The organism is Nocardia sp. IBHARD005 (assembly GCF_052814245.1).
Genome location: NZ_CP199935.1, coordinates 4,116,578 through 4,141,957, shown reverse-complemented (window position 1 = coordinate 4,141,957; position 25,380 = coordinate 4,116,578). Strand labels below are relative to the sequence as shown.

Below are 25,380 nucleotides of genomic sequence, written 5' to 3'. Positions count from 1 at the left end.
CGCCCGAAGAACGGCACAATGGAATCGATGAAACCTTGGCAGCGCGATCCCAGCACCGGTGACAGCCCGCTCGGCAACGGCGACGGCGTCGGCTTCGACGACCTGCGCGCGCTGCGCGAGCAGTTCGTCGACTTCATGCTCGGTTACAAGTTCGCGATCGACGAGGTGACGACCAAGATCAACATCTTGCGTGAGGACTTCAACAACACCCACGAGTACAACCCGATCGAGCACGTGGGGTCGCGGCTCAAGTCACCCGAAAGCGTCCTCGAGAAGGTCCGGCGCAAGAATTACGCGATGAATCTGGCCGCCATCAGGGACAACGTGCTCGATATCGCCGGGGTGCGGGTGGTGTGCAGCTTCATCTCCGATATCGGCACGATCAGGGACATGCTGGCCGGTCAGGAAGACATCACGGTCATCGAGGAGCGCGACTACATCACCCACCGCAAGCCGAACGGCTACCAGAGCATGCACCTGATCGTGTCGATCCCGGTGTTCCGCTCCGACCGCACCGAACGGATTCCGGTCGAGATCCAGATCCGCACCATCGCGATGGACTTCTGGGCCAGCCTCGAACACAAGATCTACTACAAATATCGCGGCGAGGTGCCCCCGAACCTGCGCACCGACCTCGCCCAGGCAGCCGAGGTCGCCACCCAGCTCGACGAGAAGATGGAAGCCCTACACCGTCAGGTCGACCGCAGCGCACGCCCGAAGAAACCGGCCACGGACGCACTTGACCTCAGCATCCTGTACAACAACCTCACCGCCGGGCACCCCGGCTACCTCCGTCCCACCGAGCCGCCGACCTGAGCGGTCGATATCGAACTCGCAACCGCTGCGACCCCACCCGCATTTCCGCCGTCCGATCATCGGTGATCGGCGCTACTGTCCGAGCAGAGTCATCTCGAACAGCGTGGCGCGAAAGGATCCCGGTGTCGCTCTCACGTCGAACGTTGATCACCGCGGCCGCGGTCGGCCCCGCCATGGCCGCGCTCGGAATGCCCGTAGGGCGCGCTGAGGAACGTGCGCTCGGCGCGGGCGAGTTCCGGTCGCTGGCCGCGCGCGGGTACAACCGGCGATTCTCGGCTCGACCGGCGAAGATCTATGTGCCGACCAGCGCCGAGGAGGTTCGTCGCGCGGTCGCCGCGGCGGTGGGCGAGGACTCGGGGATCGCGGCGCGCTCGGGCGGGCACTGCTTCGACGATTTCGTCGACAACGCGCAGACGCGTTCGATCATCGACCTCGGCCTGCTGAACGCGGTGTACTGGGACGAGCGCCACGGTGCGTTCTCGGTCGACGCAGGCGCCGACATCGGCACCGTCTACCACGCACTGCACCGCTGGGGCGTCACGGTGCCGGGCGGGATCTGCCTCGGCGTCGGGATGGGCGGTCATGTCAGCGGTGGTGGCTATGGTCCGTTGTCACGGCGATTCGGGCTCGTCGCCGATCATCTGGCCGGGGTGGAACTGGTCACCGTCGATGCCGACGGCACCGCGAAAGTGGTGGTCGCGACCAAGGACGGCCCCGACCGCGAGCTGTGGTGGGCGCACACCGGTGGTGGGGGCGGCAATTTCGGTGTGGTGACCCGGTTCCTGCTCCGCTCGCCCGAATCCGACGGCTCGGACCCGGCGCAGGCCCTGCCGAAACCGCCGGGCAGCATGCTGAACGCGCGACTGATCCTGCCCATCACGACCGAGGATTCGTTCGTCCGGTTGCTCGGTAATTACCTCGGGTTCTTCGAACGCCACAGTGCGCCCGGTAATGAATTCGCCGGTCTTTACGCACCACTGATGATCCGGACGACCGGCACCGGCGCGGCCGAGATGCTGATCCTGTTGGATGCCGAAACACCCGACGCGCGAACCCGTTTCGACGAATTCGTCGACACGGTGAGCGAGGGCGTGTTCCCGCCGGGAATACTCACCCCGGTCACCCAGCTGTCCTACCCGGACACACTGGCCCAGGTGTATTACGCCAAGGGCAAGAACACGACGCGGGTCAAAGTCAAAGCCGCCTATCTCCGCAAGGCCTACTCCCCCGAACAACTCCGAATCTTCCACCGCTACCTCACCGATCTCGGCTTCCTCGGCGAATCCCAGCTCGAATTCCTGCCGTTCGGCGGCGCGATCAATGCCGTCACCGCCGACGCGACGGCGATGCCGGCGCGGGATTCGTTCATGAAGATGCTGATCCACGCATCGTGGCGGCTGCCCTTCGACGACGACAGATATCTGCGCTGGGCTCGCGCGATGTATCGCGACGTCCATGCCGACACCGGCGGTGTCCCGGTGCCGAACGAGGCCTACGGCGGCAGTTACATCAACTATCCGGACCCGGATCTGGCCGATCCCGAGTGGAACACCTCCGGCCTACCGTGGCATGCCTTCTATTACGGCGACAACTATCGGCGACTGCTCCGAGTCAAGGCCGCCGCGGATCCGGGAAATGTTTTCCAGCACCGGCTTTCGATCGGCCGACCCGACTGGTGAGGCCGGTCAGGTGAGCGCCAGCACCCGGCACGGTCCACCCGTGCCGCCTGCGTGTTTCGGCGCGCCGATGATCACCGTCGCGCCGCTCGGCGGTACCGCGGCGAGGTTGGCGAGCATCTCCACGCCGTAGCGACCCGCACCGAGAACGGCTGTGTGCGCACCGTATTCGGGATCGGCACCGCAATCCAGACTCAGCGTGTCGACACCGGCACCGACGATCCCGCATTGCGCCACCAGGTATTCCGCGGCCTCGGCGGAGAAACCCGGCGCGTGCGGCGTTGTTCGCTCGTCGAGATTGAGGAAGGTCGACGGCTCGGCGATGCGTCGTTCCCACCCGGAATACATCGCGACAAAGGCCCGCTCGGGGATGTCACCGTGCTGCGACCGCCAGCTGTCGATATCGGCAACGGTCACCACCGCATCGGCGTCGACGGCGGCCTTGGCACTGATATCGATGACGACGAGCGGCGCGACGAGGTCCTCGACGGCGAGAGCCTCGGTCGTGGTGGCGCCGGGAATCCGATGGGCGGGCGCGTCGAGATGGGTTCCGGTGTGCTCCCAGTACCCGAGCGCGTACTGCCCGAACCCACCCGACGCGTGCCAGGCCACCGGGACCATGACCATCGGCGGATTGCCCGGCCACACCGGCAAGTGCGGTGTCAGCGTGTGGGTGAGGTCGATGACGCCGGAACGCGGCGCGGCGACGGCTGGCGCGGGTGCCGCCACGGCCAGCGCGGTGAGCCCGGCGAGGCCGAGCACGGCCCGCCGACTCGGCTGTGGCGCACTCTCATGGGCGAGACGAACGATCTCGGGCGAGCACATCGGACTCAAGATAGCCGAGCGAACCAGGTTCGGCGCATGATCAGGGCCGATGCGGAAGGCGGGATTTCCGGCCGACCGGGTGGACGGCGCGACCGTCGCCGGACTATCTGTCGGCGCGCTGGTCGCGGCCTGCGGCGGGTAGCGGACTTTCGCTCGGTGCCAGGGCTTGATACAGGTTGGCGGGCCCCAGACCGCGAGACAGGCCGAGAATCATCGCGGCGCACCCGAGCCCGGACAGCACCAGACCGGTGGCGAAGAGCGTGGGGTATCCGGCCAGCTCGCCGACGAGGCCCGCGGCCATCCCGGCCACGCCTTGGACGATGACGATCGCGCAGGCGAGCAGGGTGTAGTCGCTGCCCGCGTGGTCGGGTTCGGAGGCGTCCATCATGAGGGCGAAGACGGCGACGGTGGCGGCACCGCCGAACACGTGCTCGGCGAGACTGGCGGTGACGAGCAGTTCGAACCCGCCGAGGCCGAGGGCGGCGAACAGATACAGCGCGATGCTCGCGGTCTGGGTGACACCGCCGATCAGCAGCGCCTTGCGGCGGCCGAAACGGTAGGCCAGCCAGCCACCCAGCGCCGCACCGGCCAGCGCGCCCGCCGAGGAGAGAACACCTTTGATCAGGGCGATCTCGCCGAGGTCGAGGCCCGCGTCGGACAGGAAGGGACCGGTGAGCGCCGCGGCCATCGAGTCACCGAACTTGAAGGCGCCGATCAACGCGATGAAGGCAAGGATGCCGGGGCGGCGCAATCTGGTCCACCAGGCGCCGAGCAGCTGCGCGGGCTTCCCGCGCGGCGCACGGTCGACGACCCGCTCCCGCAGCAGCCACACCGGCACCGTGGTGAGCATGATCAGTACCGCCATGGTCAGAAATAGTGCCCGCCAGCCCGCCAGCGCGTACAACCACAGCAGGGCGCCACCGCCGACGATCATCCCGACCCGATAGGCCCCGACCTGGATGCCGTTGCCGAGCCCGCGCTGACGCGGACCCAGCAGGCGCACCGCCAAACCGTCGGTGGCCACGTCCTGGGTCGCCGAGAGCAGGTTCACCACGACGATGCCGACGAACATCGCGCGCAGCGAGGACGACAGATCCATGCAGGCCAGCACCATCGCGACCGCGGCCGACAGCAGTTGCAGCACCAGCAGCCAGGTACGCCGGGTGCCGTACCGATCGACATAGGGCGCCCAGAGAAACTTCAGCGCCCACGGCAGGAACAGCACACCCGAGGCACTGATCGCCACCAGCGAATAGCCCGATTCGCGCAGCACCACCGGCAGCGCCTGGGTGAAGAAGCCGAACGGCAGGCCCTGCGCGAAATACAGCGACGACAACAGAACCAGCGTGCCCGCGGTGATCACACCCGGTCGGGTGGTGGTGCTCATGGGCACATCGTCGCAGAGACTCCGTCCCGACGCCGTGCACGGGCTCGGCGCGACCGGCCGTCAGCGCGTGGGCTGCGGGCTGCGAATGTGCTCGAAGACCAAACTCGTCTCGGTCGAAGCGAATTCGCGGGTCGCGCTGAGTTCCTGAGTCACGAACTCGCGCAACGCGTCCGGTGAGGCCGCCGACACCTGGATCAGGAAGTCCACGGTGCCCGCGAGGAAGTACACGTTCACCACACCGGGCAGTGCGGCGAGCTTGGCACTCAGCTCACCGATGCGGGCCCGAGCCGCCGGTTGCACCTGGACCGAGATCATCGCCTGGAGCGGCAGCCCCAGTGCCTCCGGGGCGATGTCGGTGTAGAAACCGCGGATCGCACCGAGTTCCCGGAGCCTGCGTAGGCGCAGCGAACACGTCGACGCGGCGATGCCGACCCGCGCCGCCAGGACATTGTTGGGAACGCGCGCGTTCTCGGCGAGTTCGGCGAGCAGCCTGCGGTCGATGTCGTCGAGGTTCGACGGCAACCCCCGGAACGGCTGCACGGGTTGCGGGCGGTGTTGCTCTCGCGACGCCATGATCGCAGGATACTCGGCTCCGATACCGATATCCGCCGATTGTGCAGGTGTGATAGCCGGTTGCGGTACTGATCCTCGATCCTCGGAGGAGAAATCGATCATCCGTAAGGAGCATCTACCATGCGCATCGGTGTCCCCAAGGAAGTCAAGAACAACGAATTTCGCGTAGCGATCACGCCGATCGGTGTGCACGAACTGGTGTCGAACGGTCATCACGTGATCATCGAAGCGGGGGCGGGGGTGGGATCGTCGATTCCCGACTCCGAATACCTCGCGGCAGGAGCACAGATCCTCGCCGACGCCGACGCCGTCTGGGCCGAGGCAGAGCTGGTATTGAAGGTCAAGGAACCCGTCGCGCAGGAATATCACCGCTTGCGCGAAGGGCTGGTCCTGTTCACCTACCTGCATCTGGCGGCAGACCGGCCGTTGACCGAACAGCTACTGGCGCAACGGGTTACGGCTATCGCCTACGAGACAGTGCAACTGCCCTCCGGTACGCTGCCGCTGCTGTACCCCATGTCGGAAGTCGCGGGTTGCCTGGCGCCGCAAGTGGGCGCGCACGCGCTGATGAGGCCCTACGGCGGTCGCGGGGTACTGCTCGGTGGCGTCGGCGGGGTCGACCAGGCCGACGTGGTCATCATCGGGGCCGGAGTCGCGGGCCAGAACGCGGCCAACATCGCCTTGGGAATGGGCGCGCACGTCACGCTTCTCGACACCGACCTCGACAAACTGCGAATGTCGTTCTGGCGCTACAACAACCGTGTGCGCGGGTTGGCCTCGTCGAAGCTGGCGATCGCCGAGCAGGTCCGCGCGGCGGATATGGTGATCGGCGCTGTCCTGATCCCCGGAGCCGCCGCACCCAAGCTGGTGAGCAACGAGCTGGTCGCGCAGATGAAACCGGGTTCGGTGCTGGTCGATATCGCGGTCGACCAGGGCGGCTGCTTCGCCGACACCCACCCGACGACCCATGCGGATCCGACCTATCAGGTTCACGCGTCGACGTTCTATTGCGTGGCGAACATGCCAGGCTCCGTGCCGCACACCTCGACCTACGCACTGACCAACGCCACCCTGCCCTACGTGGTGGCCTTGGCAGGTAAGGGCTCCGAACGCGCCTGCGCGGAAGATCCCAGCCTCGCACTCGGCCTGAACACCCACGCAGGCAACGTCACCAACGCCCAGGTCGCCGCCGCCCACGACCTCATGGCACAGGTCGGGTAGGGCACGCGCGGCGGCGACAGCCTTATCGCGGGCCGGGTATGTCGAGCAGATCCGCCAGGCGGGACCGATGAACGCCACCCGTGCCGAAGGCGATGTGGTCGGCTGTGGCACGCTCGAGGTACAGGTGCGCCGGGTGCTCCCAGGTCATGCCCATGCCGCCGTGTAGCTGCACTGCCTCTTCACCCGCGAGCACGGCGAGATCGCCGCAGAGCTGGCACCGGATTTCCTCGCCGGTCCACAGCGGCCGCAGAAAGCGCCGCTTCTGCTCGTCGGTCCCGTAGGCCAGGATCGTCGGCGCTGCCATGCCGAGGCCGATACCGTTGCCATAGGGATTGTTGTCGGGTGCGCCCGCCTCCTCGAACGCACGGTCCACTTCGACCTGCCGGGCATGCGGGAGACCGAGCCCGCCGTGGCCGGGTGGGAAGTACACCCAGGCCAGCCCCGCGTCGTAGCGGGCGCGCAGGAAGTCGAGGCGCTCGGTGGTGGCCGGATCATGGGCGGCGAGGAACTGCTCGATCTTGCGCCCCGAGTTCGTTGACTGTCATCGTGGCTCCCGTTGGCCGCGCGGCTCACCGCCGGCGTCGACCTCGAAACGTAGTGCGGCGAGACCGGTTTCGAGCAGCGGTTCGACCGCGGCACCGATGGTCTCGAAGCCCGCGCCCACGGTCTGGCCGTGCAGGTAGCGGTAGTGCACGCCCTCGAGGATCGCGGCGAGCTTGAAGGCCGCCAGTCCCAGGTAGAAGCCGAAGCGGGACATGTCGCGGTCACTGCGTGCGGCATAGCGCGCGATGATCTCGGCTTCGGACAGGAAGCCGGGCGCGACGGACGCATCCGCCACGTTCGCGTTGCTCGAGGTTCCGGACGCGAGGCGGCCGTAGACGATCATCAACGCCAGGTCGGTGAGCGGGTCGCCGAGCGTGGCCATCTCCCAGTCGATGACGGCCGCGGGACGGTCGTCGGCATCGGTCAGCACGTTGTCGAGGCGGAAGTCGCCGTGCACGATCCCGACGGCCGACTCGGCGGGGACATCGGCGGCCAGGCGCGCGTGGAGCTCGACGGCCGCGGGCAGCTCGCGCGTGTGCGATGCGTCGAGCTGCTTGCGCCACCGGGTCACTTGGCGCGCGAGAAAACCCGCCGGCCTGCCGAAGTCCGCCAGCCCGACCGCCGCCGGGTCGACAGCGTGCAGCGCGGCGAGGGTGTCGATCAGACCGGTCGAGATCGCCCTGGTCCGTTCGGGTCCCAGCGCGACCAGCTCGGCGGCATTCCGGTACGGCGTGCCGTCGACCCGCTCCATCACAGAGAACGGCGCGCCGAGAACGTCCTCATCACGGCACAGCGCGTACATCTCGGGCACCGGGACGGCGGTCGGTGCCAGCGCCGCCATCACCCGGTACTCGCGGGCCATGTCGTGTGCGGTCGCGAGAACATGTCCCAGCGGCGGACGACGCACGATCCACCGCCGGGTGCCGTCGGTGACCTCATAGGTCAGGTTCGATTTCCCGCCTGCGATCAGCCTGCCGCTGATCGGCGAGTCGACACCGGGGATCTCGGTACGCAACCACGACGAGAAGCGACCGAGATCGAGCCCGGGAAGTTCCGGCGCAATCCCCATCAGGCCACCACGAGCGACACGGTCTCGACCACGCACACCGGCTTGTCGCCACCTTCGCGTTCGACGGTGACCTTCGCGGTGACCAGATGTCCGCCTCCGCCGGGCTCGACCGAGAGCAACTCGACACCGGCGCGAACCTTCGAGTCGACCGGCACCGGGGCCGGGAACCGAAGCTTGTTGGCACCGTAGTTGACACCCATCTCGACGCCCTCCACCCGATAGATCTGCCCGACCAGGTCCGGCACGAGCGACAGCGTCAGATAGCCGTGCGCGATGGTGGTTCCGAAGGGGCCCTGTGCCGCCTTCACCGGATCGACATGGATCCACTGGTGATCGCCGGTGGCATCGGCGAAGGTATCGATCTGGGCCTGGGCGACGGTGTGCCATCCGGAGTAGCCGAGATGCGCGCCGACAGCGGCTTCGAGCTCGGCGACGCCATGGAAGGTCCTCATGCCTTCGGCCCGCCCGCCACGTAGAGCACCTGCCCGGAGACGAAACCGGCGCCCTCGCTGACGAAGAACGACACCGCGTGCGCGATATCGTCGGGCACGCCGGTGCGCGCGACGGGGATTTCCGCAGCGGCCCCGGCCTTGAGGTCCTCGAACGAGATGCCCACGCGCGCCGCCGTCGCGGCGGTCATCTCGGTTTCGATGAAACCGGGCGCGACCGCGTTGGCGGTAATGCCGAACTTGCCGAGCTCGAAGGCGAGGGTCTTGGTGAACCCCTGCAACCCGGCCTTGGCGGCCGCGTAGTTGGCCTGTCCGCGGTTGCCGAGCGCCGAGGTGCTCGACAGGTTGACGATGCGTCCGAAACGGGCTGCGGTCATGTGCTTCTGGACCGCGCGGGTCATCAGGAACGACCCGCGCAGGTGCACGTTCATCACCGTGTCCCAGTCGTCGGCGGTCATCCGGAACAGCAGGTTGTCGCGCAGGACACCGGCGTTGTTGACCAGCACGGTCGGCGCGCCGAGCTCGGCGGTGACCCGCTCGACAGCGGCTTCCACGGCAGCCTCGTCGGCGACGTCGGCGCCGATCGCGATCGCACGTCCACCGGCGGCCTCGATCTCGGCGACCACCGGCTTGCCCGCGGCTTCGTCGAGATCGATGACGGCCACGGCGAATCCGTCCGCGGCCAGACGGCGGGCCACGGCAGCGCCGATTCCGCGGGCAGCCCCGGTGACGATGGCGGTGTTGGTGGTACTCATCGAGTCATTCCTCCTTGGTTCGATATGTCTTCGGCGGTCCGAGCCGATATGTCAGACGCCGCCGGTCAGGGTCACGCCACCGTCGACGACCAGCAGCTGGCCGGTGATCCAGGCGGCGTCGGCGGAGAGCAGGAACGCCACCGCACCGGCGATGTCCTCGGGCACGCCGAGCCGTTTGAGCGGGTAGGTCTCGGCGAGTTCCTGCTCGCGGCCCTCGTAGAGCGCGGTGGCGAACTTCGTCTTCACCACCGCGGGTGCCACGGCGTTGACCCGGATATTCGGGCCGAGCTCCACGGCCAGCTCCTGGGTGATGTAGGTGAGCATCGCCTTGCTGGCACCGTAGAAGCCGATGCCCGGCGCGGGGCGCAACCCGGCGACCGAGGAGACGTTGACGATCGCGCCGCCGTGCTCGTCCATCCACGCCCTGTGCACCTGCTGAGCCCACGACAACGCCGCGAGGCAGTTGACCTCGATGATCTTGCGGGCCGCCTGGAGATCCATCTCGATCATCGGCCCGTACACCGGATTGATTCCGGTGTTGTTCACCAGCAGATCGACACCGCCGAACGCTTCGATCGCCCGGCTGACCGCATCAGCCTGATGCTCGATGTCGTCGGCGCGTCCGGCCACACCGAGCGCACGTTGCGCACCGCCCAATTGCTCGACCGCGTCATCGAGCGCGTCCTGCTTGCGCGCGGTGATCACGACCTTCGCGCCGTCGGCCACCAGCCGCTCCGCGATGCCGAACCCGATGCCCCGGCTCGCCCCGGTCACAATCGCGGTTTTGCCCGCGAATCGGCCGCTCACGACAGACGCTCCAGCACCATCGCCATACCCTGGCCGCCGCCGACGCACATGGTCTCGAGGCCGAACTGCTTGTCGTGGTGGCGCAGTGAGTTGATCAAGGTGCTGGGAACGGTCAGATCATCAGCGCGCGTGTCTTTGAACGACCCCTTGCCCGCCCGGCCTATCGGGGAACGGGCAGCGGCGACGATCACGGCTTCCGGCATCGAATCTCCTCAATTAAGTAAGCGCTTGCTTAGTCAAGCATGGTGCAACAGTCCGGCGACGGCCGTCAATATGCGGGCACCTGTAATCCACGTCACACCACCTGATCCGAGGGATGCGATTCCGGGGCGAGATAATGACCCCGCGATGACCGACATGACAGAAGCCCGCTCCGACGCGACCCGCGCGCGTCTACTCGACGCAGCCATCGCCGCGTTCGCCGAGAAGGGCTTCAACGGCACCACCACACGCGATATCGCCGCGGCCGCGGGCTTGAGCCCCGCCGCGGTGTACGTCCATCACAAATCCAAGGAAGAGCTGCTCTATCTGATCTCGCGCTCCGGGCACGAAGAAACACTCGACCTCGTGCTCGAGGGAGTCGAGTCGTCCGGCGAACCGGCCATCGCGCTGCGAAATGTGGTGCACGCCTTCGCTGTTCACCATGCCAGAGGGCACACCGGCGCCAGGATCGTGAACTACGAACTGTCCGCGCTCACTCCCGAGCACTACGCCGAGATCCTCGATATCCGCCACCAGATCGACGCGCAGATCCGGGCTCTCGTCGAGCGCGGCGTCGCGGCGGGCGTCTTCGACACCCCCAGCCCGCGCATGGCCGGGGTCGCCCTGCTCTCGCTCGGCATCGATATCGCCCGCTGGTACCGCGACGAGGGCGACTGGAGCCCCGAGGACATCGCCGACGCCTACGCCGACATGGCTCTACGCATCGTCGGGGCCCACTGAGCTGACGCGGATCAGCGATCCAACGGGTTCAGCGCGATGGCTACCCGCATTCCCGAGTACCAGAGTGTCGCCGCTGTAGAACGTGGCCGGAGGCGCGCCTCATGCCGCATGGCCGCGGTGAACTCAGCGGCGAATCCGTTCCTGCTGTGGCGGGCGTCGATGGCTGCGAGCTGACGCGAATCCAATTGGTAGGCACGCAAACCCGTGACATCCAGATGGGCGGCGTCGTGCAGCAATGCCGCTTCCGCGCCGCGGTCACGCGGAGTCGCCAGGTCCAGGTGGCGTGCGATGGCGGTATGGACGCACTCCCCCAGCGCAGGCGTGGCGCCACCGTCGAGAACGAACGCGCGAGCCCGGTGTGCGCCGAGCAGAGCGAAACACCCCACCGCCGGATCGACAGGCTCGCCCACGGCGACGTCGTGCAGCACACAGGCGAGGTAGAGCGCCTCGGGGTCGGGGCTCAGGTCGTCCACCCCCGCCAAGGCCATGCCGAATTCCCAGCAGCGCAAGCTGTGGGCGAGCAGCGCGGGAGTGAGTGCCTGCGTGGCTTCTTCCAGTGCCGATCGACACAGTCGTGAATCCGGTGGCACCGGCGCTGCCCAACCCGAACCGTCTCCCTCGCGACGCAGCCCGCGGATCAGATGCGGCAAGGCCGTGGTCTGTAGGCCCAATGCCGAAGCTACAGTGCGGATCTGCCGCACTCGGCTCAATTCGCCGTCACGCCTCATGGTCATCTCCTACATGGGAAAGCAGATCGGCTCGAGCGATGCCGAGCATGGCTTCCAGGGTTGTCTCGTCGACGATCCGGCGCTGGAACAGCGAGTAGGCCCCGTTCACCGCGGCCCACGAAACCATCACCAGCGCCTGGGCTTCGACATCACAGCCCACCAGTCGCACTGCGGCGGCGAAGGATTCGATCAAGCCGCCGAGCACATCGTCGATTCGCACCTTCGCTGTCGTCGCCAGTTCGGATTCACTGACGTCGACGTCGGTCAGCGCGAGGATCCGCAACGCGAGTGGGTTCTCCCGATGGAAGGCGACGTAGCGGTCGTATACGGCGGCGACCTCGCCATGCGGGGTCGACTCACTGCCGATCGGTGCGGACATCGCTTCCGCGTGCAGGGTCGCTATGCGCCAGGCCAGCGCGGCGTATACGTCGGCCTTGCCCTCGCGAAAATTGGCGTAGATCGAGCTCACCGCCACGTCGGCCTCGGCGGCGAGCATGTCAATGGTGGTGCCGCGGTAGCCCTCTCGAAGGAACAAGACCTGCGCGGCGTCGAGCACGGCGGTGTGGGTCCGTCGTTTGCGTCGGTCGGTAGGGGGTTCCAACGTCATGCCAATACCGTAGTCTTGTTCCGATATCGTAGTCAACTTCCGATAGGAGTACCGATGACCCTCTCTCCGCAACTCCCCCGCACCGGCAGCGAAGCCATGGCCCTGTTCCTCCCCCAATCCCCCTTCGTCCGGCACATGGGCATCGAACTCGTCGACATCGAGGAAGGCCTGGCCCGCCTACGCATGCCCTTCCGCGAAGAACTCGTCACAGTCGGCGACATGGTCCACGGCGGCGCCCTCGCAGGATGCATCGACATCGGGATCATGGCCGCGGCCTGGGCCGGAGCCCGACTCCCTGAGCAATTGCGGGGGGTGACAGTCTCGATGTCCATCGATTTCATCCAGCCCGCCCACGCCGAAAGCATCGACATCATCGGCACTCGCCTGCGCGCCGGCCGCCACCTCAGCACCTGCCGGGTCGACATCGTCGCCACCGACGGCGGTCGCCTCATCGCCGCGGGCGCGGGCACTTACAAAGTGGGATGAACCACGTAGTCGGGCATGCTGCGAATATCCCCTCACAGCACCTGGCACACCGCCGGACATCGGGCTTAACCTCGACGTCATGGAGTCCCGCAATGCCGCGTTTCTCGTCGTGTCCGCCGTCGCTCTCGGTCTGCTGTGCGCATGCGCCCCGAGCGACGGCTCCGAGCAGCCGAGCACCCGGACCGGTTCGTCCGAACACAACTCCACCGTCACCGATGAGCTCGACGCGCCGTGGTCGATCGCCTTCCACGGCACCACCGCACTGGTGAGCGAGCGGGACAGCGCCCGCATCCTCGAAATCGGTACCGACGGAACACAACACGAGGTGGGCACCGTCGACGATGTCGAAGCCGCCGGCGAAGGCGGCCTCCTCGGCATCGCGGTGCGCGGAGGGCAGTTGTTCGCCTATTACACCGCCGCCGACGACAACCGGATCGAACGATTCGACCTCACCGGACAGCCGGGCAATCTCGCACTCGGTGGCGGCACGACGATCCTCACCGGACTGCCCGCCGCGGCCAACCACAACGGCGGCCGGATCGCTTTCGGTCCCGACGGAATGCTGTATGCCACCGTCGGCGACGCGGGCGAGCGCCGGACCGCCCAGGATCGCGCCACCCTCGCCGGAAAGATCCTGCGCATGACACCGGACGGGCAAGCACCAGCCGACAACCCCATTCCCGGCTCACTCGTCTACAGCTACGGTCACCGGAATCCGCAGGGCATCACCTGGGCGCCCGACGGCAGGATGTTCGCCAGCGAATTCGGCCAGAACACCTGGGACGAACTCAATCTCATCGAACCCGGCGGCAACTACGGCTGGCCCGAGGTCGAAGGCATCGCCGGCCGACCGGGCTTCATCGATCCCGTTCAACAGTGGAAACCGTCCGAAGCCAGCCCGAGCGGAATGACGAACACCGACGGGTCCCTCTACATCGCCAATCTGCGCGGCGAGCGACTACATCGAATCCCGCTCGACAACCTCACCCAGTCGACCGAATATCTCGTCGGCGAGTACGGGCGCCTCCGCGACATCACCGTCGCCCCTGATGGCGCACTCTGGCTGCTGACGAACAACACCGACGGCCGCGGCGAACCCGCCGCCGGTGACGACCGCATAGTCCGCCTCGAGCTCGACAACTGAACGCGAGCCGGCCGCGGTCACCGCTGCGGATGCAACACCAGCACGGTGATCTCACTCGGCGCGAACACCCGCATCGGCGGACCCCAATAGCCCGTGCCGCGGCTGGTGTAGAGCTGGGTGTTGTTCGCGTGCCTACTCAGTCCCGCGACGACCGGCTGGTCGAGCCGGACCAGATAGTGGAACGGCCAGATCTGCCCGCCGTGCGTATGCCCGGAGATCTGGAGTTCCACCCCGACCGCGGAACTGTCGGCGACCTGTTTCGGCTGGTGGGCCAGCAGGACGGTCGGTAGCTCGGGGTCGGTGCCCGCGAGCGCGGCGCGCAGGTCGGGACCGTGACCGGGCACGTCGGCGGTGGGGTCGTCGATGCCGGCGACAACTAGCCGGTCACCGTCGCGCTCGACGGTTCGATGCGCGTTGTGCAGCGGCTGCCAGCCGATCGAGGCCATGTAGTCGATCCAGCCCTGGGCGTCGTCGAGGTACTCGTGATTGCCGGTGATGTAGAACCGGCCGAGCGGCGCCTCGACGCGAGCGAGCGGAGCGACCTGATCGGCTCGGTTCGCCACCGAACCGTCGACGAGATCCCCGGCCAGACCCACGATGTCGGGCTGCTGCGCGTTGACCACGTCGACAACTCTTCGCGACCATTCCGCCCGGTCGATCGCGGCGAAGTGGGTATCGGTGAGCACCACTACCCGCAGCCCGTCGAGCCCGTCGGCCAAGCCCGGGATCGCGACGTCGACCGTACGAACCTGCGGCACCCGCCGCGCCTCGTACACCCCGTACCCGGTAAGGACCACCGACACTGCCACCACAGCAAGAGCCACGCCCCGACTGGCGCGAATCCGCTCGACACGGACGACGCGCAGCGCGCCGCGGACGACAGAACCGATCACCGACCAGACGAACACCACCCACAACACCCCGAGCAGGACGTCACCGACGATCGCCGCGGGATCGAACTGCGGCGGCCCGTGCCCGAGGAACAGAGCGACAGGCAAACACAGATACCCGAGCACACAGGCCACGGTGCCGACCCGGAACCGAGTCCCACTACGGCCGGTCGGCGCGGCAACGAGCATCCACCACGGGACCGCGAACATCACCGCCGGAACCAGCACGACCACTATCACCAGTACAACGGAGCTCACGAGATCCCGTCCTGAACAAGGCCGCCCCCAGTCGGGCCGCACAACATCAGATCATCTCAGTTCCCCTTCGGCCCGGACGAACCCTTGCGCCGGCGCAAGGAGGGCGAACCGTCGGCGCGGCGCATGAACCTCACATCAAACAAGAGCACCGCTCTTGCTTTGCCGGTACGAGTGTGTGACGATCAATCCAGAGAAAGAGCACCGCTCTCGAAGTGAACGGTGCACCCCAAAGGAGTGTCATGTCCCTTCCCCTGCTCGCCGCACGCCCCGACCGCCGCGTCCGCCTGGGCGCCGTCGCCTTCGCACTCGCGGGGATCCTGTTCGTGATCTACGAAGCTGCCGCCCCGCGCGTAACCGACCAGACCACGCTCGCAAGCGCCGAGTCATGGACAGGCTTCGGCTGGTCCCTGGCACATATCGCCGCGATCGCGGGACTCATCCTCATCCCGCTCGGATACGGCGCACTGCGCGGCCATCTCCGAGGTACCCGCAACGAGAACACGGCCGCGGTGGCCGCGACGATCGGCTACATCGGATCGGCACTGACGATCTCGTACTACGGCGCAGAGGCCTACGGCCTCAAAGCGATCGGGCAGCGGGCCGTAGCCGACCGGGACGCCACGCTGACCGAGGTCGGCAACAACTTCCGGTACGACCCGACCGCGATGAGCGTCTTCGCGATCGGCCTCACGCTGATCGCGGTCGCCGCCGTACTGGCCGCGGTGGCGGTGTGGCGTTCGGGCACTCTCCACCGCTGGAGCGGCGTCCCGCTCGCGGCACTGCTGGTCGCGATGCTGCCGCAGTACGTCCTGCCGCACACCGGCCGCATCGTCTGGGGTGCACTGGTGGCAGTCGCGGCCCTGTGGCTCGCAACCGAGATGTGGCAGGCCCGCACCCCGGCCTCGCACGACGAACGGGAGCCCTGACCGGCGATCGCGGTCATGAGCGGGTCGAAATCGGCAACCGGCTTCGATCCACAGCATGATGGTGGGATGGCCGAGATGATGAACGCATGCGCGCACTGCTGATACTGATCGTCGTGCTGATGATCGCGCTGGTCGTCGGCGATCGAGTCGGGGTCGTCATGGCGCAGAACGAGATCGGTCGCAAGCTCGCCGCCGAGTACGACCTCCCGCACCAACCAGGCGTCGATATCGGCGGCTTCCCGTTCCTGACCCAGGCCGTCGACGGCAACTACCGCACCATCGATATCCGGATCGGCGACTGGAGTGGGCACAACATCTCCGTCCACCATCTCGATGTCGCGCTGACCGACGTCTCCGCACCGCTGTCCGACGTGATCGGCAACCGCACATCGAACCTGGTCGCGGGCACGGCGACCGCGACAGCCCTGGTGCCCTACGACATCGTGCAGAGCTTCGCCCCCGCAGGAGTCGAATCGATCTCCTATAGCCCGGAAGGACTTCGCGCTACCGGGACGTTCTCGGTGGCGGGGATCTCGGTGCCGGCCATAGTCTTCGTCACTGTCGCACCCACCGACGCGGGCATCGAGGTCACTCCGGTCTCCGTCCGGCCCGCGGCCGGTGGACCGACGATCTCCCTGACGCTGCTCCGTCAGTCCCTGACCTTCATCGTGCCGCTGCGGCAACTGCCGCTCGGTGCGCGCCTGACCGCCATCGAACCGGGCGCGGATGGCCTCCACGCCACCGCCGTGGCCCACGACGTGCGGTTCGACAGCCTGCCGTAAGAATCTGTCTCAGCGCCGATCAGTGACCGGTGAAGGTGATCCGGACAGACGAACCAAACCTGACCAGGGGCCGTGATCAGCGATTGCGTTGTGGCGCTTCGGCATCCGGGTGCTGATCGGGGCGGCGCAGGGGGGCGCCGACGTGGTGCAGGTGGGTGAGCGCCTCGCGGTACGAGGCGATCAGCCCGGTTTCGTGGTACGGCACGCCGATTTCGGTGCAGTAGTCGCGGACGATCACCTGGGCGTGACGCAGGTTCGGTGTCGGCATGCTCGGGAACAGATGGTGCTCGATCTGATAGTTGAGTCCGCCGAGGGCGAGGTCGGTCACCGGGCCGCCGCGCACATTGCGGGAGGTGAGGACCTGGCGACGGAGGTAGTCGGGGCGGTCGTCGCCGGTCAAGGTCGGCATCCCCTTGTGGTTCGGGGCGAAGATGCAGCCCATGTACAGGCCGAAAAGGCCCTGGTGGACAGCGAGGAACACGAGCGCTTTGCCGGCGGGCAGAACCGCAAACAGCGCGGTCAGGTAGAGGGCGAAGTGGCCCAGCAGCAGCGCACCCTCCCATCCACGGTGTTTGACCGAGCGATTCCTGAGCGCACGGACACCGGCCACATGGAGGTTCAGGCCTTCCAGCAGCAGCAGCGGGAAGAACAAGTACGCCTGCGCCCGCCCGATGAGCCGGGGCAGACCGTGGCTGGACCGTGCCTGCTGCTGTGACCAGACCAGAATGTCGGGGGCGACGTCGGGGTCGAGTTCCTCGTGGTTCGGGTTGGCGTGATGACGCGTGTGCTTGTCCTGCCACCAGCCGTAGCCGAGGCCGATCCCCGCGTTGCCGACGAGTCGTCCCACGAGCTCCGTCGGCTGTCGCAGCCGGAAGACCTGGCGGTGCGCGACATCGTGCAGCACGAGTGCGACCTGAGCGAACGTCACGGCCATGAACGCCGCGACCAGCAGCGTCCACCACGAATCGCCGAGGAGGACGAACGCCGCCCAGCCGCCGACCAGCGCGATCCCGGCGAGGCTGAGCCGCACGGCGTAGTAGATGGGCCGTCGGCCCATCAGCCCCGCGTCGGAGATTCGACGCAACAGACGGGCGTAATCGCCGTCGGCGCCGCGCCGCGGTGACCGTGGAGATGGCCCGGGGACCAGAGCAGATGTCGTCATGACCCGAAGCTATCGGCCGGATTCTCGTCGGCCGTAATCCCTTGGTATGAGATGGAATCGGACTGCGGGGTGATATCCGATCGCCGGCGAGGACCCGCACATCACCGGCTCTCGGGTTCACGTGCGTGTAAGCCGAGGGTTCGACCGTGAGGATCGTGGGTACAAAGATCTCGATGTCGTTCGAGAATCCGGCGGACGACGACGTCCTGGCAGGCGTTTCACAGTGTGGAGAACAGGTTGCTGAAACTGATCGAGCTCATCCGCAGACCGGCGCAGTCGACGATCCCGACCGAGCCCCCCACCGCGGCCGGGTCGCTGCGGGCAGGTGACATCGTGCTCACCGCCAAGCGCAGCTACCGGGTGGTCAGCACGAGCTTCGCCGACGACGCGCGCCGCGCCGGTCGTGTGGTCGCCGACACAGTCGACCTGGTCACCGGGCGACTGCGCGTGCTCGACTTCCCCAGCGCCGACACGATGGTCACCGTCAAAACGGCATAGTCGGGCCGGCCACCCGGGCCGAATACGCACCGGATTCGAAATCATCCGATGGCCGCGTAGCTCAGCTTCCGCCGATCTCGGTCTCGCCGAGGAATGCCGAGAGCTGTTCGATGACCGGCAGTGGCTGTTCTTGCTGGACCCAATGGCCCGCGCCGGGGATCAAAACGGAGCCGGCGAACTGAGCGCAGACGACTTCCGCCATTGTGCGCAGCGCGCCGGGCGATTGCCACACACCCCAGTCACACTGTCCGGCGATGAACTGAGTGGGCACCTCGATACGCGAGTCGCGCTGCGACGCGGAGTTCGGCAACGTGAGTGCCCGGTACCAGTTGAGTGCGCCCTGGAATTCGGTTCGACCGAATTCGCGTGCGTAGAAATTCAATTCTTCGTCGGTCAGCCATTCACAAGTGGCCCTCTGCGGTAATGAGGGCAGGTGCGGCGCTACTGTTTCCGGCATGCCGACGTCGGCGTCCATGACGTAATACCGCGGCAGGAGAGCCACATCGTGCGCGGTGGATCCCGGGAGTTCCCTGGCGTCCGCGTTTCCCGGCCAGTCCGCGCTCTTCATATGGAAATACGCGCGCAGAAAGTCAGCGATCCCCTGTGGGGCCTGCGCGATGTCCGCGGCGCTCGTCGTTCCCGCGAAGTAGTGCTGATAATGCCTGCGCGGCGGTGACAGTGCCCGAAGCGCGTTGTCGAGTTCGGTCGAGGACTTGGCGATTCCCGCTCCGGCGAACGGCGCGCTCATCATTGTCAGCGATCGGACCGCGCGTTGGTCGCCGAGGGTGGCCCAGCCCGCGACGACCGATCCGAAGTCGTGCCCGACCAGATGAGCCCGGTCGTAGCCGAGCGCGCGAACAAGACCCACAGCGTCCCGGGCCAGATTGTCGGTTCGGAAGGATTCGAGGTCGGTGATATCGCCGCCGGTGGTTCGGCCGTACCCGCGTTGATCAGGCGCCACGACGTGAAATCCGGCACGGGCCAGTGGCGCCAGGATCTTGCGCCACGAGTACGCCAGCTCGGGAAATCCGTGCAGCAGCAACACCAGTGGACGACCGGAACCGACGTGGCCGGATTCGAGAATATGCATCCGCAACCCGTTGACGTCGTCGACGAAGCGGGACCTGACTCCATCCGGCAGCCCCGGAAAGTCGACATCCTGGCCCATAGTGTCCTCCTCCGGCTGCGAATGTGGTTGCGCCGCATTCCTACACGGGCGCGGAAGATCCGGCCAGCCGTTCGATCACCCTCGAGCCAGTGACAGGTGTAGCTCGCCACACCATCGACTCGGTGGACAGCTCGATCGAATTTCCGCGCCGCGACGACAACCATGGAGTCATGACCGACACACCAGCCGAGCCGACTCTTGTGGTCGACGTCGCCGACGCCTCGGTCACATGGTTCCTCGAAAAGTGTGCGGGTGGTGCCGGGTCAGCGATGGGTGAAGCGCGGGGGCCGCTTGTCGACGAAGGCGGTCATGCCCTCGGTCTGGTCCTCGATCGCGAACAGCGAGTGGAAGACACGGCGCTCGAAGCGGATTCCCTCCGCGAGGGTGGTCTCGAAGGACCGGTTCACGGCTTCCTTGGCGATCATGGTGACCGGCAGCGACTTCGCCGCGATGGTCTCGGCCACCTCTGCCGTGACGTCGAGCAGGTCGTCGGCGGCCACGATGCGCGAGACCAGTCCGGCGCGTTCGGCTTCCTCGGCGCCGATGGTGCGTCCGGTCAGCACCATGTCCATCGCCTTGGCCTTGCCCACCGCGCGGGTGAGTCGCTGGGAGCCACCGATGCCGGGGATCACGCCGAGCTTGATCTCGGGCTGGCCGAATTGCGCGGTGTCGGCGGCGATCAGGATGTCGCAGAGCATGGCGAGCTCGCAGCCCCCGCCCAGCGCGTATCCCGCGACCGCGGCGATGGTGGGCTTGCGGAACTGCGCGAGCCGGTCCCAGCGGGCGAAGAAGTCGTCCATGAACATGTCCATGTACGACTTGGGCGCCATCTCCAAGATGTCGGCGCCCGCCGCGAATGCCTTGGCGGAGCCGGTGATCACGACGGCGCCGACCTCGTCGTCGCGGCCGAGTTCGTCGAGCGCGGCGACGATGTCGTCGAGCACCTGGGTATTGAGCGCGTTGAGCGCCTTTGGCCGGTTCAGCGTGATCCAGCCGACCCGGTTCTTGGTCTCGACCAGGATCGTTTCGTAGTCGCTCACTCGGTGGCCTCGCCGGATCGGTCGCGAATGTCGGTGACGATGGCGGAGAAGTCGCGATGGGCGTCGGTCTGGTTGAACCGCGCGTAGATCGCGGCGGCGAGTTCGCCGAGCTGTCCGTCGATCCCGTTGGCCTGCAACGCGTTCGCGGCCAGGGTGAGGTCCTTCGACATCAGCGCGGTGGCGAAGCCGGGCAGGTAGTCGTTGTTGGCCGGGCTGGTGGGGACCGGGCCGGGCACCGGGCAGTAGCTCGTCAGCGCCCAGCTCTGGCCCGACGCGGTGGACACCACGTCGAAGAACGACTGGTGACTCAGGCCGAGTCTCTCACCGAGCACCAGCGCCTCCGAGAGCCCGATCATGGAGATCCCGAGCAGCATGTTGTTGCAGATCTTGGCGGCCTGCCCGACACCGGCGTCACCGCAGTGCACCACCTTGCCGCCCATCACCGCGAGCACCTCGCTCGCGTCGGCGAAGTCGGCGGCCGCGCCGCCCACCATGAAGGTGAGGGTGCCCGCGGTCGCACCGGCGACACCACCGGAGACCGGCGCGTCCAGCGGACGGTGACCCGCCGTGACAGCCAGTGCCGCAGCTGCTTTCGCGTCGGCAACATCGATGGTCGAGCAGTCGATGAACAGGGTGCCCGGCGTGGCGGCGGGCAGCAGTTCGGCATACACGTCGAGGACGAGTTTGCCATTGGGCAGCATGGTGATCACCACGTCGCGGTCGGCGGCGGCCGCGGCGGCGGTGGCCACCACGGTCGCGCCGTCGGTGCGGGCCTGCTCCTGCGCGGCGGGCACCGGGTCGTAGGCGAGCACGTCGTAGCCCGCCCGCACCAGGTTCGCCGCCATCGGGCCGCCCATGTGGCCGAGCCCGAGGAAACCGATCTTGTTGCTCATCGCTGCGCCTGCGCTGTCGTCGAACCCAGTTCCGCCGCACCCAGATCGGCGAAGTAGGCCGCCACCTGGTCGTCGGTGACCTCGGCGAGCGTTGCCGGCCGCCACTGGGGATTGCGGTCCTTGTCGATCACCTGGGCGCGAATGCCCTCGACCAGGTCGAGTGAGCCGAGCGCGGCGACCGAGACCCGGTATTCCTGGTCGAGCACCGCCTCGAGGCTGGTCAGTTCGCGGGCCGCGCGCAACGAACGCAGCGTGACCTTCAGCGCCACCAGCGATTTGGCCAGCAGATCGTCGGCGGCCTTTGCGGCATCGGGTGACTCGTGGGCCCGCAACGTGGCCGCGATCTCCTCGACGGTGTCCGCGCCGTAGCAGGCATCGATCCAGTCCTGCTGGGCGAGCAACTCCGAAGCCGGTGCGGCCGTGGCGAACTGCGCGATCGCCTCGTCGGCACTCGCCGTGCGCAACGCATCGAGCAAACCGTCGAGATCGCCGGAAGGCACGTAGTAGTCGGCGAATCCGGCCGCGATCGCATCACCTGCGCCCATCCGCGCGGTAGTCAACGCGACGTGCGTGCCCAGCTCACCGGGCGCCCGCGAGAGCAGGTAGGTGCCGCCGACATCGGGGATGAAACCGATACCGACCTCGGGCATCGCGATCTTGGACCGTTCAGTGACGACGCGGTGGCTGCCGTGCCCGGACAGGCCGACGCCGCCGCCCATCACAATGCCGTCCATGATCACCACATACGGCTTGGAATAGCGGCCGATCAGCGCGTTGAGGTGGTACTCGTCGCGCCAGAACTGCCCGGTCGGCGAATCAGCGCCCGCCGTACCGCCTTTCGCGTCGGCATGGATGGCGACGATGTCGCCGCCCGCGCAGAGCCCGCGCTCACCCGCGCCGGTGACCACGACGGTGCGCACCGCGTCGTCGTCGGCCCAGGACCGCAGCGCGTCGGTGATGGCAAGGGTCATCGCGTGATTGAGCGCGTTGATGGCCTTCGGCCGGTTCAGGGTGATCAGACCCAGACCGTCCTCGACGGCGATCAGGACTTCGGGTTCGTCGGTCATGCTGCTCCGATCAGTGAGCGGGCGACGACCACCCGCATGATTTCGTTGGTGCCCTCGAGGATCTGGTGCACGCGCAGGTCGCGCACGATCTTCTCCAGGCCGTATTCGTGCAGGTAACCGTAGCCGCCGTGCAATTGCAGTGCCTTGTTGGCGACCTCGAAACCGGTGTCGGTGGCGAATCGCTTGGCCATCGCGCACAGGGCGACCTTGTCCGGTGCGTCGGCGTCGAGCGCGGCCGCGGCCCGCCACAGCAGGGTCCGCGCCGCCTCCAGTTCGGTGCCCATATCGGCCAGCTCGAACTGCAGAGCCTCGTTGCGCACCAACGGTTTTCCGAAGGCGTGGCGTTCGGTGAGGTAGCGGACCGCTTTGTCGAGCGCGGCCTGCGCACCACCGATCGAGCACGCGGCGATATTGAGCCGACCACCGTTGAGGCCGTTCATCGCGATCGAGAAGCCCTCGCCCTCCGCGCCGAGGCGGTTGGCGACCGGCACCCGGGCACCGTCGAGCAGGACCTGACGGGTCGGCTGGGCATTCCAGCCCATCTTCTTCTCATTGGGACCGACCGTCAGACCCGGTGTGTCGGCCGGGACGATCAGCGCCGAGATACCGCGCGGGCCGTCCCCGCCGGTGCGCACCATCATCACGTACACGTCGTTGGCGCCCGCGCCGGAGATGAACTGCTTGGCGCCGGTGAGGATGTAGTCCTCCCCGTCGCGAACGGCCTTGGTACTCAAGGCCGCCGCGTCGGAACCGATGCCGGGCTCGGTGAGCGCGTAGCTGCCGAGCAGCTCCATCGACGCCATCCCCGGCACCCACCGGTGCCGCTGCTGCTCGGTGCCGTAGGCATCGAGCATCCAGGTCGCCATGTTGTGGATCGAGATGTACGCCGCCACCGAGGGGCACCCGGTCGAGAGCTGTTCGAAGATCCGCACCGCGTCGAGCCTGCGCAGTTCGGAGCCGCCGACGTCGGCGCGCACCGAGATGCCGCCGAGCCCGAGCGGGCCCGCCTTGCGCAGCACGTCGACCGGAAAGTGTTTGCGCTCATCCCAATCCAGCGCGTTCGGCGACAGGAACTCGTCAGCGAACTGGCGCGCGGTCTCGCCGATCGCGCGCTCGTCGGAGTCGAGGGTGAACATGGCCGCCTCAGTCCATCGTCGGGATGACGAACGCGTTGGACTCCTTGAGCCCGGCAGGCCAACGCTGGGTCACCGTCTTGGTCTTGGTGTAGAACCGGATCGAGTCCGGGCCGTGCTGGTTGAGATCACCGAAGCCCGAACCCTTCCAGCCACCGAAGGTGAAGTAGGCGATCGGCACCGGGATCGGCACGTTCACCCCGACCATGCCGACCTGCACCCGGGCCGAGAAATCACGGGCAGTGTCACCGTCGCGGGTGAAGATCGCGACACCGTTGCCGTATTCGTGCTCGTCGACCAGCCGCAGCGCCTCCTCGTAGTCGCCCGCGCGCACCACGGTGAGCACCGGCCCGAAGATCTCTTCCTGGTAGATCCGCATGTCCGCGGTGACATTGTCGAACAGGCTCGCACCGACGAAGAAGCCGTCCTCGGCGCCGTCGACGGTCAGTCCGCGACCGTCCACCAGCAGCTGCGCGCCCTCCTCGACACCGATCTGCACGTAGTCGTTGACCCGGTTCACACCGTCGAGCCCGACCAGCGGACCGAAATCAGCGCCCGGGTCGTCGGAGCGGCCGACATTGAGCTTGTGCACGCGCTCGGTGAGCTTCGCGACCAGCCGATCCGCGGTTTCCTGTCCGACCGGCACGGCCACCGACAGCGCCATGCAGCGCTCACCCGCCGAGCCGTACGCCGCGCCGATGAGCTGATCGGCGACGTCGTCGAGGTCGGCGTCGGGCATCACGACCGCGTGGTTCTTGGCCCCACCGAAGCACTGCGCGCGCTTGCCGTTGGCGGTCGCGGTCTCGTAGATGTATTGCGCGATCGGGGTCGAACCGACGAAGCCGACCGCCTTGACCCGGGGATCGTGCAGGATCGCGTCGACCGCTTCTTTGCCACCGTTGACCACGTTGAACACACCCGCAGGCAGACCCGCTTCGAGGAACAGCTCGGCCAAGCGAAGCGGCACCGACGGATCACGCTCGGACGGCTTGAGCACGAAGGCGTTGCCGCAGGCCAGTGCCGGTCCTGCCTTCCATAGCGGGATCATCGCCGGGAAGTTGAACGGGGTGATACCCGCGACGACACCCAGCGGCTGACGCATCGAGTACACGTCGATGCCGGTGCCCGCGCTGTCGCTGTATTCACCCTTGAGCAGGTGCGGAATGCCGATGGCGAACTCGATCACCTCGAGTCCGCGCTGGATGTCGCCCTTCGCGTCGGCGATGGTCTTGCCGTGCTCGGCCGAGAGCAGCGCGGCCAGGCTGTCCATCTCGTCGTTCACCAAGGTCACGAACTTCATCAGCACCCTGGCCCGCTTCTGCGGGTTGAACGCCGCCCACACCCGCTGCGCCTCGGCCGCGTTCGCGATCACCGCCGCCACCTCGGCGGTGTTCGCCAGCGGAACTCTGGCCTGAACCTGTCCCAGGTTGGGATCGAAGACGTCGCCGTAGGCGCCGGAAGTGCCGGTGACGTGCTTGCCGCCGATGAAGTGCGTGAGTTCGCGAACCATGCCAGTCCTACTCCGTTGATGTCGG

Annotated in this window: 27 protein-coding genes and 1 pseudogene; 9 read left to right on the top strand and 19 right to left on the bottom strand. The window is 67.2% G+C overall.

Annotation, left to right across the window (positions count from 1 at the left end; genetic code table 11):
- Positions 1-27: 27 nt before the first annotated feature.
- Both ACTWPB_RS19510 and ACTWPB_RS19505 read left to right on the top strand, forming a co-directional pair.
- The gene (locus ACTWPB_RS19510; protein ID WP_446222028.1) at positions 28-816 is read left to right on the top strand and encodes a GTP pyrophosphokinase; all 789 of its coding nucleotides are present in this window, start codon (positions 28-30) and stop codon (positions 814-816) included.
- Positions 817-938: 122 nt separating this feature from the next.
- Positions 939-2,495 carry an FAD-binding oxidoreductase gene (locus tag ACTWPB_RS19505; RefSeq protein ID WP_446222027.1) on the top strand — a complete coding sequence of 519 codons (1,557 nt, stop codon included), beginning with the start codon at positions 939-941 and terminating at the stop codon, positions 2,493-2,495.
- A gap of 6 nt (positions 2,496-2,501) precedes the next feature.
- Here ACTWPB_RS19505 and ACTWPB_RS19500 read toward each other — a convergent pair whose 3' ends face one another.
- The 3 genes from ACTWPB_RS19500 to ACTWPB_RS19490 form a co-directional block, all read right to left on the bottom strand.
- Positions 2,502-3,317, bottom strand: a complete 816-nt coding sequence (locus ACTWPB_RS19500; RefSeq protein ID WP_446222026.1) for a cyclase family protein — start codon at positions 3,315-3,317, stop codon at positions 2,502-2,504.
- A 103-nt stretch (positions 3,318-3,420) separates the two neighbouring features.
- On the bottom strand, positions 3,421-4,704 hold the full coding sequence (locus ACTWPB_RS19495) for an MFS transporter (protein ID WP_446222025.1): 1,284 nt from the start codon (positions 4,702-4,704) through the stop codon (positions 3,421-3,423).
- Positions 4,705-4,764: 60 nt separating this feature from the next.
- Positions 4,765-5,277, bottom strand: a complete 513-nt coding sequence (locus ACTWPB_RS19490) for an Lrp/AsnC family transcriptional regulator (protein ID WP_446222024.1) — start codon at positions 5,275-5,277, stop codon at positions 4,765-4,767.
- Positions 5,278-5,397: 120 nt separating this feature from the next.
- On the opposite strand from ACTWPB_RS19490, the gene ald reads away from it, so the two are divergent.
- The gene (ald, locus tag ACTWPB_RS19485) at positions 5,398-6,498 is read left to right on the top strand and encodes an alanine dehydrogenase (protein ID WP_446222023.1); all 1,101 of its coding nucleotides are present in this window, start codon (positions 5,398-5,400) and stop codon (positions 6,496-6,498) included.
- Between the two features lie 22 nt (positions 6,499-6,520).
- Here the strand turns inward: ald and ACTWPB_RS19480 are convergent, their stop codons facing one another.
- From ACTWPB_RS19480 to ACTWPB_RS19455, 6 genes and pseudogenes are all read right to left on the bottom strand, one after another.
- Complete coding sequence (locus ACTWPB_RS19480; RefSeq protein ID WP_446226414.1) at positions 6,521-7,015, bottom strand: acyl-CoA dehydrogenase family protein; 495 nt, start codon at positions 7,013-7,015, stop codon at positions 6,521-6,523.
- Positions 7,016-7,039: 24 nt separating this feature from the next.
- The gene (locus tag ACTWPB_RS19475; RefSeq protein ID WP_446222022.1) at positions 7,040-8,110 is read right to left on the bottom strand and encodes a phosphotransferase family protein; all 1,071 of its coding nucleotides are present in this window, start codon (positions 8,108-8,110) and stop codon (positions 7,040-7,042) included.
- Positions 8,110-8,562: a MaoC family dehydratase gene (locus ACTWPB_RS19470; RefSeq protein ID WP_446222021.1), complete on the bottom strand. Its 453-nt coding sequence runs from the start codon at positions 8,560-8,562 to the stop codon at positions 8,110-8,112. Before ACTWPB_RS19470 ends, ACTWPB_RS19475 begins: the two co-directional genes overlap by 1 nt.
- Positions 8,559-9,314 (bottom strand): 3-oxoacyl-ACP reductase FabG, encoded by a 756-nt coding sequence (fabG, locus tag ACTWPB_RS19465; protein WP_446222020.1) that lies wholly within the window; start codon positions 9,312-9,314, stop codon positions 8,559-8,561. The genes ACTWPB_RS19470 and fabG overlap by 4 nt, the downstream gene beginning before the upstream one ends.
- Positions 9,315-9,365: 51 nt before the next feature.
- The gene (locus ACTWPB_RS19460; RefSeq protein ID WP_446222019.1) at positions 9,366-10,121 is read right to left on the bottom strand and encodes an SDR family oxidoreductase; all 756 of its coding nucleotides are present in this window, start codon (positions 10,119-10,121) and stop codon (positions 9,366-9,368) included.
- A pseudogene (locus tag ACTWPB_RS19455) lies at positions 10,118-10,231 on the bottom strand (hypothetical protein); the annotation flags it as partial. The gene ACTWPB_RS19460 and the pseudogene ACTWPB_RS19455, both read right to left, overlap by 4 nt.
- A gap of 238 nt (positions 10,232-10,469) precedes the next feature.
- On the opposite strand from ACTWPB_RS19455, the gene ACTWPB_RS19450 reads away from it, so the two are divergent.
- A complete protein-coding gene (locus tag ACTWPB_RS19450) occupies positions 10,470-11,063 on the top strand; it encodes a TetR family transcriptional regulator (protein WP_446222018.1) in 594 nt (197 codons plus the stop codon).
- An 11-nt stretch (positions 11,064-11,074) separates the two neighbouring features.
- Here ACTWPB_RS19450 and ACTWPB_RS19445 read toward each other — a convergent pair whose 3' ends face one another.
- A complete protein-coding gene (locus tag ACTWPB_RS19445; RefSeq protein WP_446222017.1) occupies positions 11,075-11,791 on the bottom strand; it encodes an HD domain-containing protein in 717 nt (238 codons plus the stop codon).
- Positions 11,781-12,398 (bottom strand): TetR/AcrR family transcriptional regulator, encoded by a 618-nt coding sequence (locus ACTWPB_RS19440; RefSeq protein ID WP_446222016.1) that lies wholly within the window; start codon positions 12,396-12,398, stop codon positions 11,781-11,783. Before ACTWPB_RS19440 ends, ACTWPB_RS19445 begins: the two co-directional genes overlap by 11 nt.
- Positions 12,399-12,452: 54 nt before the next feature.
- Here ACTWPB_RS19440 and ACTWPB_RS19435 point away from each other — a divergent pair, with 54 nt between their 5' ends.
- Both ACTWPB_RS19435 and ACTWPB_RS19430 read left to right on the top strand, forming a co-directional pair.
- Positions 12,453-12,884, top strand: a complete 432-nt coding sequence (locus tag ACTWPB_RS19435; protein ID WP_378950649.1) for a PaaI family thioesterase — start codon at positions 12,453-12,455, stop codon at positions 12,882-12,884.
- Between the two features lie 79 nt (positions 12,885-12,963).
- Entirely contained in the window at positions 12,964-14,028 is a 1,065-nt protein-coding gene (locus ACTWPB_RS19430) for a PQQ-dependent sugar dehydrogenase (protein WP_446222015.1), read from the top strand.
- A gap of 17 nt (positions 14,029-14,045) precedes the next feature.
- On the opposite strand, the gene ACTWPB_RS19425 is transcribed toward ACTWPB_RS19430, so the two are convergent.
- Positions 14,046-15,176: a metallophosphoesterase gene (locus ACTWPB_RS19425; protein WP_446222014.1), complete on the bottom strand. Its 1,131-nt coding sequence runs from the start codon at positions 15,174-15,176 to the stop codon at positions 14,046-14,048.
- Between the two features lie 239 nt (positions 15,177-15,415).
- On the opposite strand from ACTWPB_RS19425, the gene ACTWPB_RS19420 reads away from it, so the two are divergent.
- Both ACTWPB_RS19420 and ACTWPB_RS19415 read left to right on the top strand, forming a co-directional pair.
- Positions 15,416-16,102 carry a hypothetical protein gene (locus ACTWPB_RS19420; protein ID WP_446222013.1) on the top strand — a complete coding sequence of 229 codons (687 nt, stop codon included), beginning with the start codon at positions 15,416-15,418 and terminating at the stop codon, positions 16,100-16,102.
- Positions 16,103-16,188: 86 nt separating this feature from the next.
- Positions 16,189-16,884, top strand: a complete 696-nt coding sequence (locus ACTWPB_RS19415; protein WP_446222012.1) for an LmeA family phospholipid-binding protein — start codon at positions 16,189-16,191, stop codon at positions 16,882-16,884.
- Positions 16,885-16,960: 76 nt separating this feature from the next.
- Here the strand turns inward: ACTWPB_RS19415 and ACTWPB_RS19410 are convergent, their stop codons facing one another.
- Positions 16,961-18,046: a fatty acid desaturase family protein gene (locus ACTWPB_RS19410; protein WP_446222011.1), complete on the bottom strand. Its 1,086-nt coding sequence runs from the start codon at positions 18,044-18,046 to the stop codon at positions 16,961-16,963.
- 237 nt (positions 18,047-18,283) lie between these two features.
- Between ACTWPB_RS19410 and ACTWPB_RS19405 the strand changes: the two genes are divergently transcribed.
- On the top strand, positions 18,284-18,544 hold the full coding sequence (locus ACTWPB_RS19405; protein ID WP_446222010.1) for a hypothetical protein: 261 nt from the start codon (positions 18,284-18,286) through the stop codon (positions 18,542-18,544).
- A 61-nt stretch (positions 18,545-18,605) separates the two neighbouring features.
- On the opposite strand, the gene ACTWPB_RS19400 is transcribed toward ACTWPB_RS19405, so the two are convergent.
- The 6 genes from ACTWPB_RS19400 to ACTWPB_RS19375 form a co-directional block, all read right to left on the bottom strand.
- Positions 18,606-19,712, bottom strand: coding sequence for an alpha/beta fold hydrolase (locus ACTWPB_RS19400; protein WP_446222009.1), 1,107 nt, complete (start codon positions 19,710-19,712; stop codon positions 18,606-18,608).
- A gap of 263 nt (positions 19,713-19,975) precedes the next feature.
- Positions 19,976-20,752 carry an enoyl-CoA hydratase gene (locus tag ACTWPB_RS19395; protein ID WP_446222008.1) on the bottom strand — a complete coding sequence of 259 codons (777 nt, stop codon included), beginning with the start codon at positions 20,750-20,752 and terminating at the stop codon, positions 19,976-19,978.
- Positions 20,749-21,645 carry a 3-hydroxyisobutyrate dehydrogenase gene (gene mmsB, locus ACTWPB_RS19390; protein ID WP_446222007.1) on the bottom strand — a complete coding sequence of 299 codons (897 nt, stop codon included), beginning with the start codon at positions 21,643-21,645 and terminating at the stop codon, positions 20,749-20,751. The genes ACTWPB_RS19395 and mmsB overlap by 4 nt, the downstream gene beginning before the upstream one ends.
- Entirely contained in the window at positions 21,642-22,712 is a 1,071-nt protein-coding gene (locus ACTWPB_RS19385) for an enoyl-CoA hydratase/isomerase family protein (protein WP_446222006.1), read from the bottom strand. Before ACTWPB_RS19385 ends, mmsB begins: the two co-directional genes overlap by 4 nt.
- Positions 22,709-23,848: an acyl-CoA dehydrogenase family protein gene (locus tag ACTWPB_RS19380; protein ID WP_446222005.1), complete on the bottom strand. Its 1,140-nt coding sequence runs from the start codon at positions 23,846-23,848 to the stop codon at positions 22,709-22,711. Before ACTWPB_RS19380 ends, ACTWPB_RS19385 begins: the two co-directional genes overlap by 4 nt.
- Positions 23,849-23,855: 7 nt before the next feature.
- Positions 23,856-25,355 carry a CoA-acylating methylmalonate-semialdehyde dehydrogenase gene (locus tag ACTWPB_RS19375; protein WP_446222004.1) on the bottom strand — a complete coding sequence of 500 codons (1,500 nt, stop codon included), beginning with the start codon at positions 25,353-25,355 and terminating at the stop codon, positions 23,856-23,858.
- Positions 25,356-25,380: the final 25 nt, after the last annotated feature.

Bases quoted from the DNA above. Each gene is read 5' to 3' on its own strand.
- ACTWPB_RS19510 (WP_446222028.1), top strand. From the start codon at position 28: ATGAAACCTTGGCAGCGCGATCCCAGCACCGGTGACAGCCCGCTCGGC.
- ACTWPB_RS19500 (WP_446222026.1), bottom strand. From the start codon at position 3,317: ATGTGCTCGCCCGAGATCGTTCGTCTCGCCCATGAGAGTGCGCCACAG.
- ACTWPB_RS19495 (WP_446222025.1), bottom strand. From the start codon at position 4,704: ATGAGCACCACCACCCGACCGGGTGTGATCACCGCGGGCACGCTGGTT.
- ACTWPB_RS19490 (WP_446222024.1), bottom strand. From the start codon at position 5,277: ATGGCGTCGCGAGAGCAACACCGCCCGCAACCCGTGCAGCCGTTCCGG.
- ald (WP_446222023.1), top strand. From the start codon at position 5,398: ATGCGCATCGGTGTCCCCAAGGAAGTCAAGAACAACGAATTTCGCGTA.
- ACTWPB_RS19475 (WP_446222022.1), bottom strand. From the start codon at position 8,110: ATGGGGATTGCGCCGGAACTTCCCGGGCTCGATCTCGGTCGCTTCTCG.
- ACTWPB_RS19470 (WP_446222021.1), bottom strand. From the start codon at position 8,562: ATGAGGACCTTCCATGGCGTCGCCGAGCTCGAAGCCGCTGTCGGCGCG.
- fabG (WP_446222020.1), bottom strand. From the start codon at position 9,314: ATGAGTACCACCAACACCGCCATCGTCACCGGGGCTGCCCGCGGAATC.
- ACTWPB_RS19450 (WP_446222018.1), top strand. From the start codon at position 10,470: ATGACCGACATGACAGAAGCCCGCTCCGACGCGACCCGCGCGCGTCTA.
- ACTWPB_RS19445 (WP_446222017.1), bottom strand. From the start codon at position 11,791: ATGAGGCGTGACGGCGAATTGAGCCGAGTGCGGCAGATCCGCACTGTA.
- ACTWPB_RS19440 (WP_446222016.1), bottom strand. From the start codon at position 12,398: ATGACGTTGGAACCCCCTACCGACCGACGCAAACGACGGACCCACACC.
- ACTWPB_RS19435 (WP_378950649.1), top strand. From the start codon at position 12,453: ATGACCCTCTCTCCGCAACTCCCCCGCACCGGCAGCGAAGCCATGGCC.
- ACTWPB_RS19430 (WP_446222015.1), top strand. From the start codon at position 12,964: ATGGAGTCCCGCAATGCCGCGTTTCTCGTCGTGTCCGCCGTCGCTCTC.
- ACTWPB_RS19420 (WP_446222013.1), top strand. From the start codon at position 15,416: ATGTCCCTTCCCCTGCTCGCCGCACGCCCCGACCGCCGCGTCCGCCTG.
- ACTWPB_RS19415 (WP_446222012.1), top strand. From the start codon at position 16,189: ATGCGCGCACTGCTGATACTGATCGTCGTGCTGATGATCGCGCTGGTC.
- ACTWPB_RS19410 (WP_446222011.1), bottom strand. From the start codon at position 18,046: ATGACGACATCTGCTCTGGTCCCCGGGCCATCTCCACGGTCACCGCGG.
- ACTWPB_RS19400 (WP_446222009.1), bottom strand. From the start codon at position 19,712: ATGGGCCAGGATGTCGACTTTCCGGGGCTGCCGGATGGAGTCAGGTCC.
- mmsB (WP_446222007.1), bottom strand. From the start codon at position 21,645: ATGAGCAACAAGATCGGTTTCCTCGGGCTCGGCCACATGGGCGGCCCG.
- ACTWPB_RS19385 (WP_446222006.1), bottom strand. From the start codon at position 22,712: ATGACCGACGAACCCGAAGTCCTGATCGCCGTCGAGGACGGTCTGGGT.
- ACTWPB_RS19380 (WP_446222005.1), bottom strand. From the start codon at position 23,848: ATGTTCACCCTCGACTCCGACGAGCGCGCGATCGGCGAGACCGCGCGC.
- ACTWPB_RS19375 (WP_446222004.1), bottom strand. From the start codon at position 25,355: ATGGTTCGCGAACTCACGCACTTCATCGGCGGCAAGCACGTCACCGGC.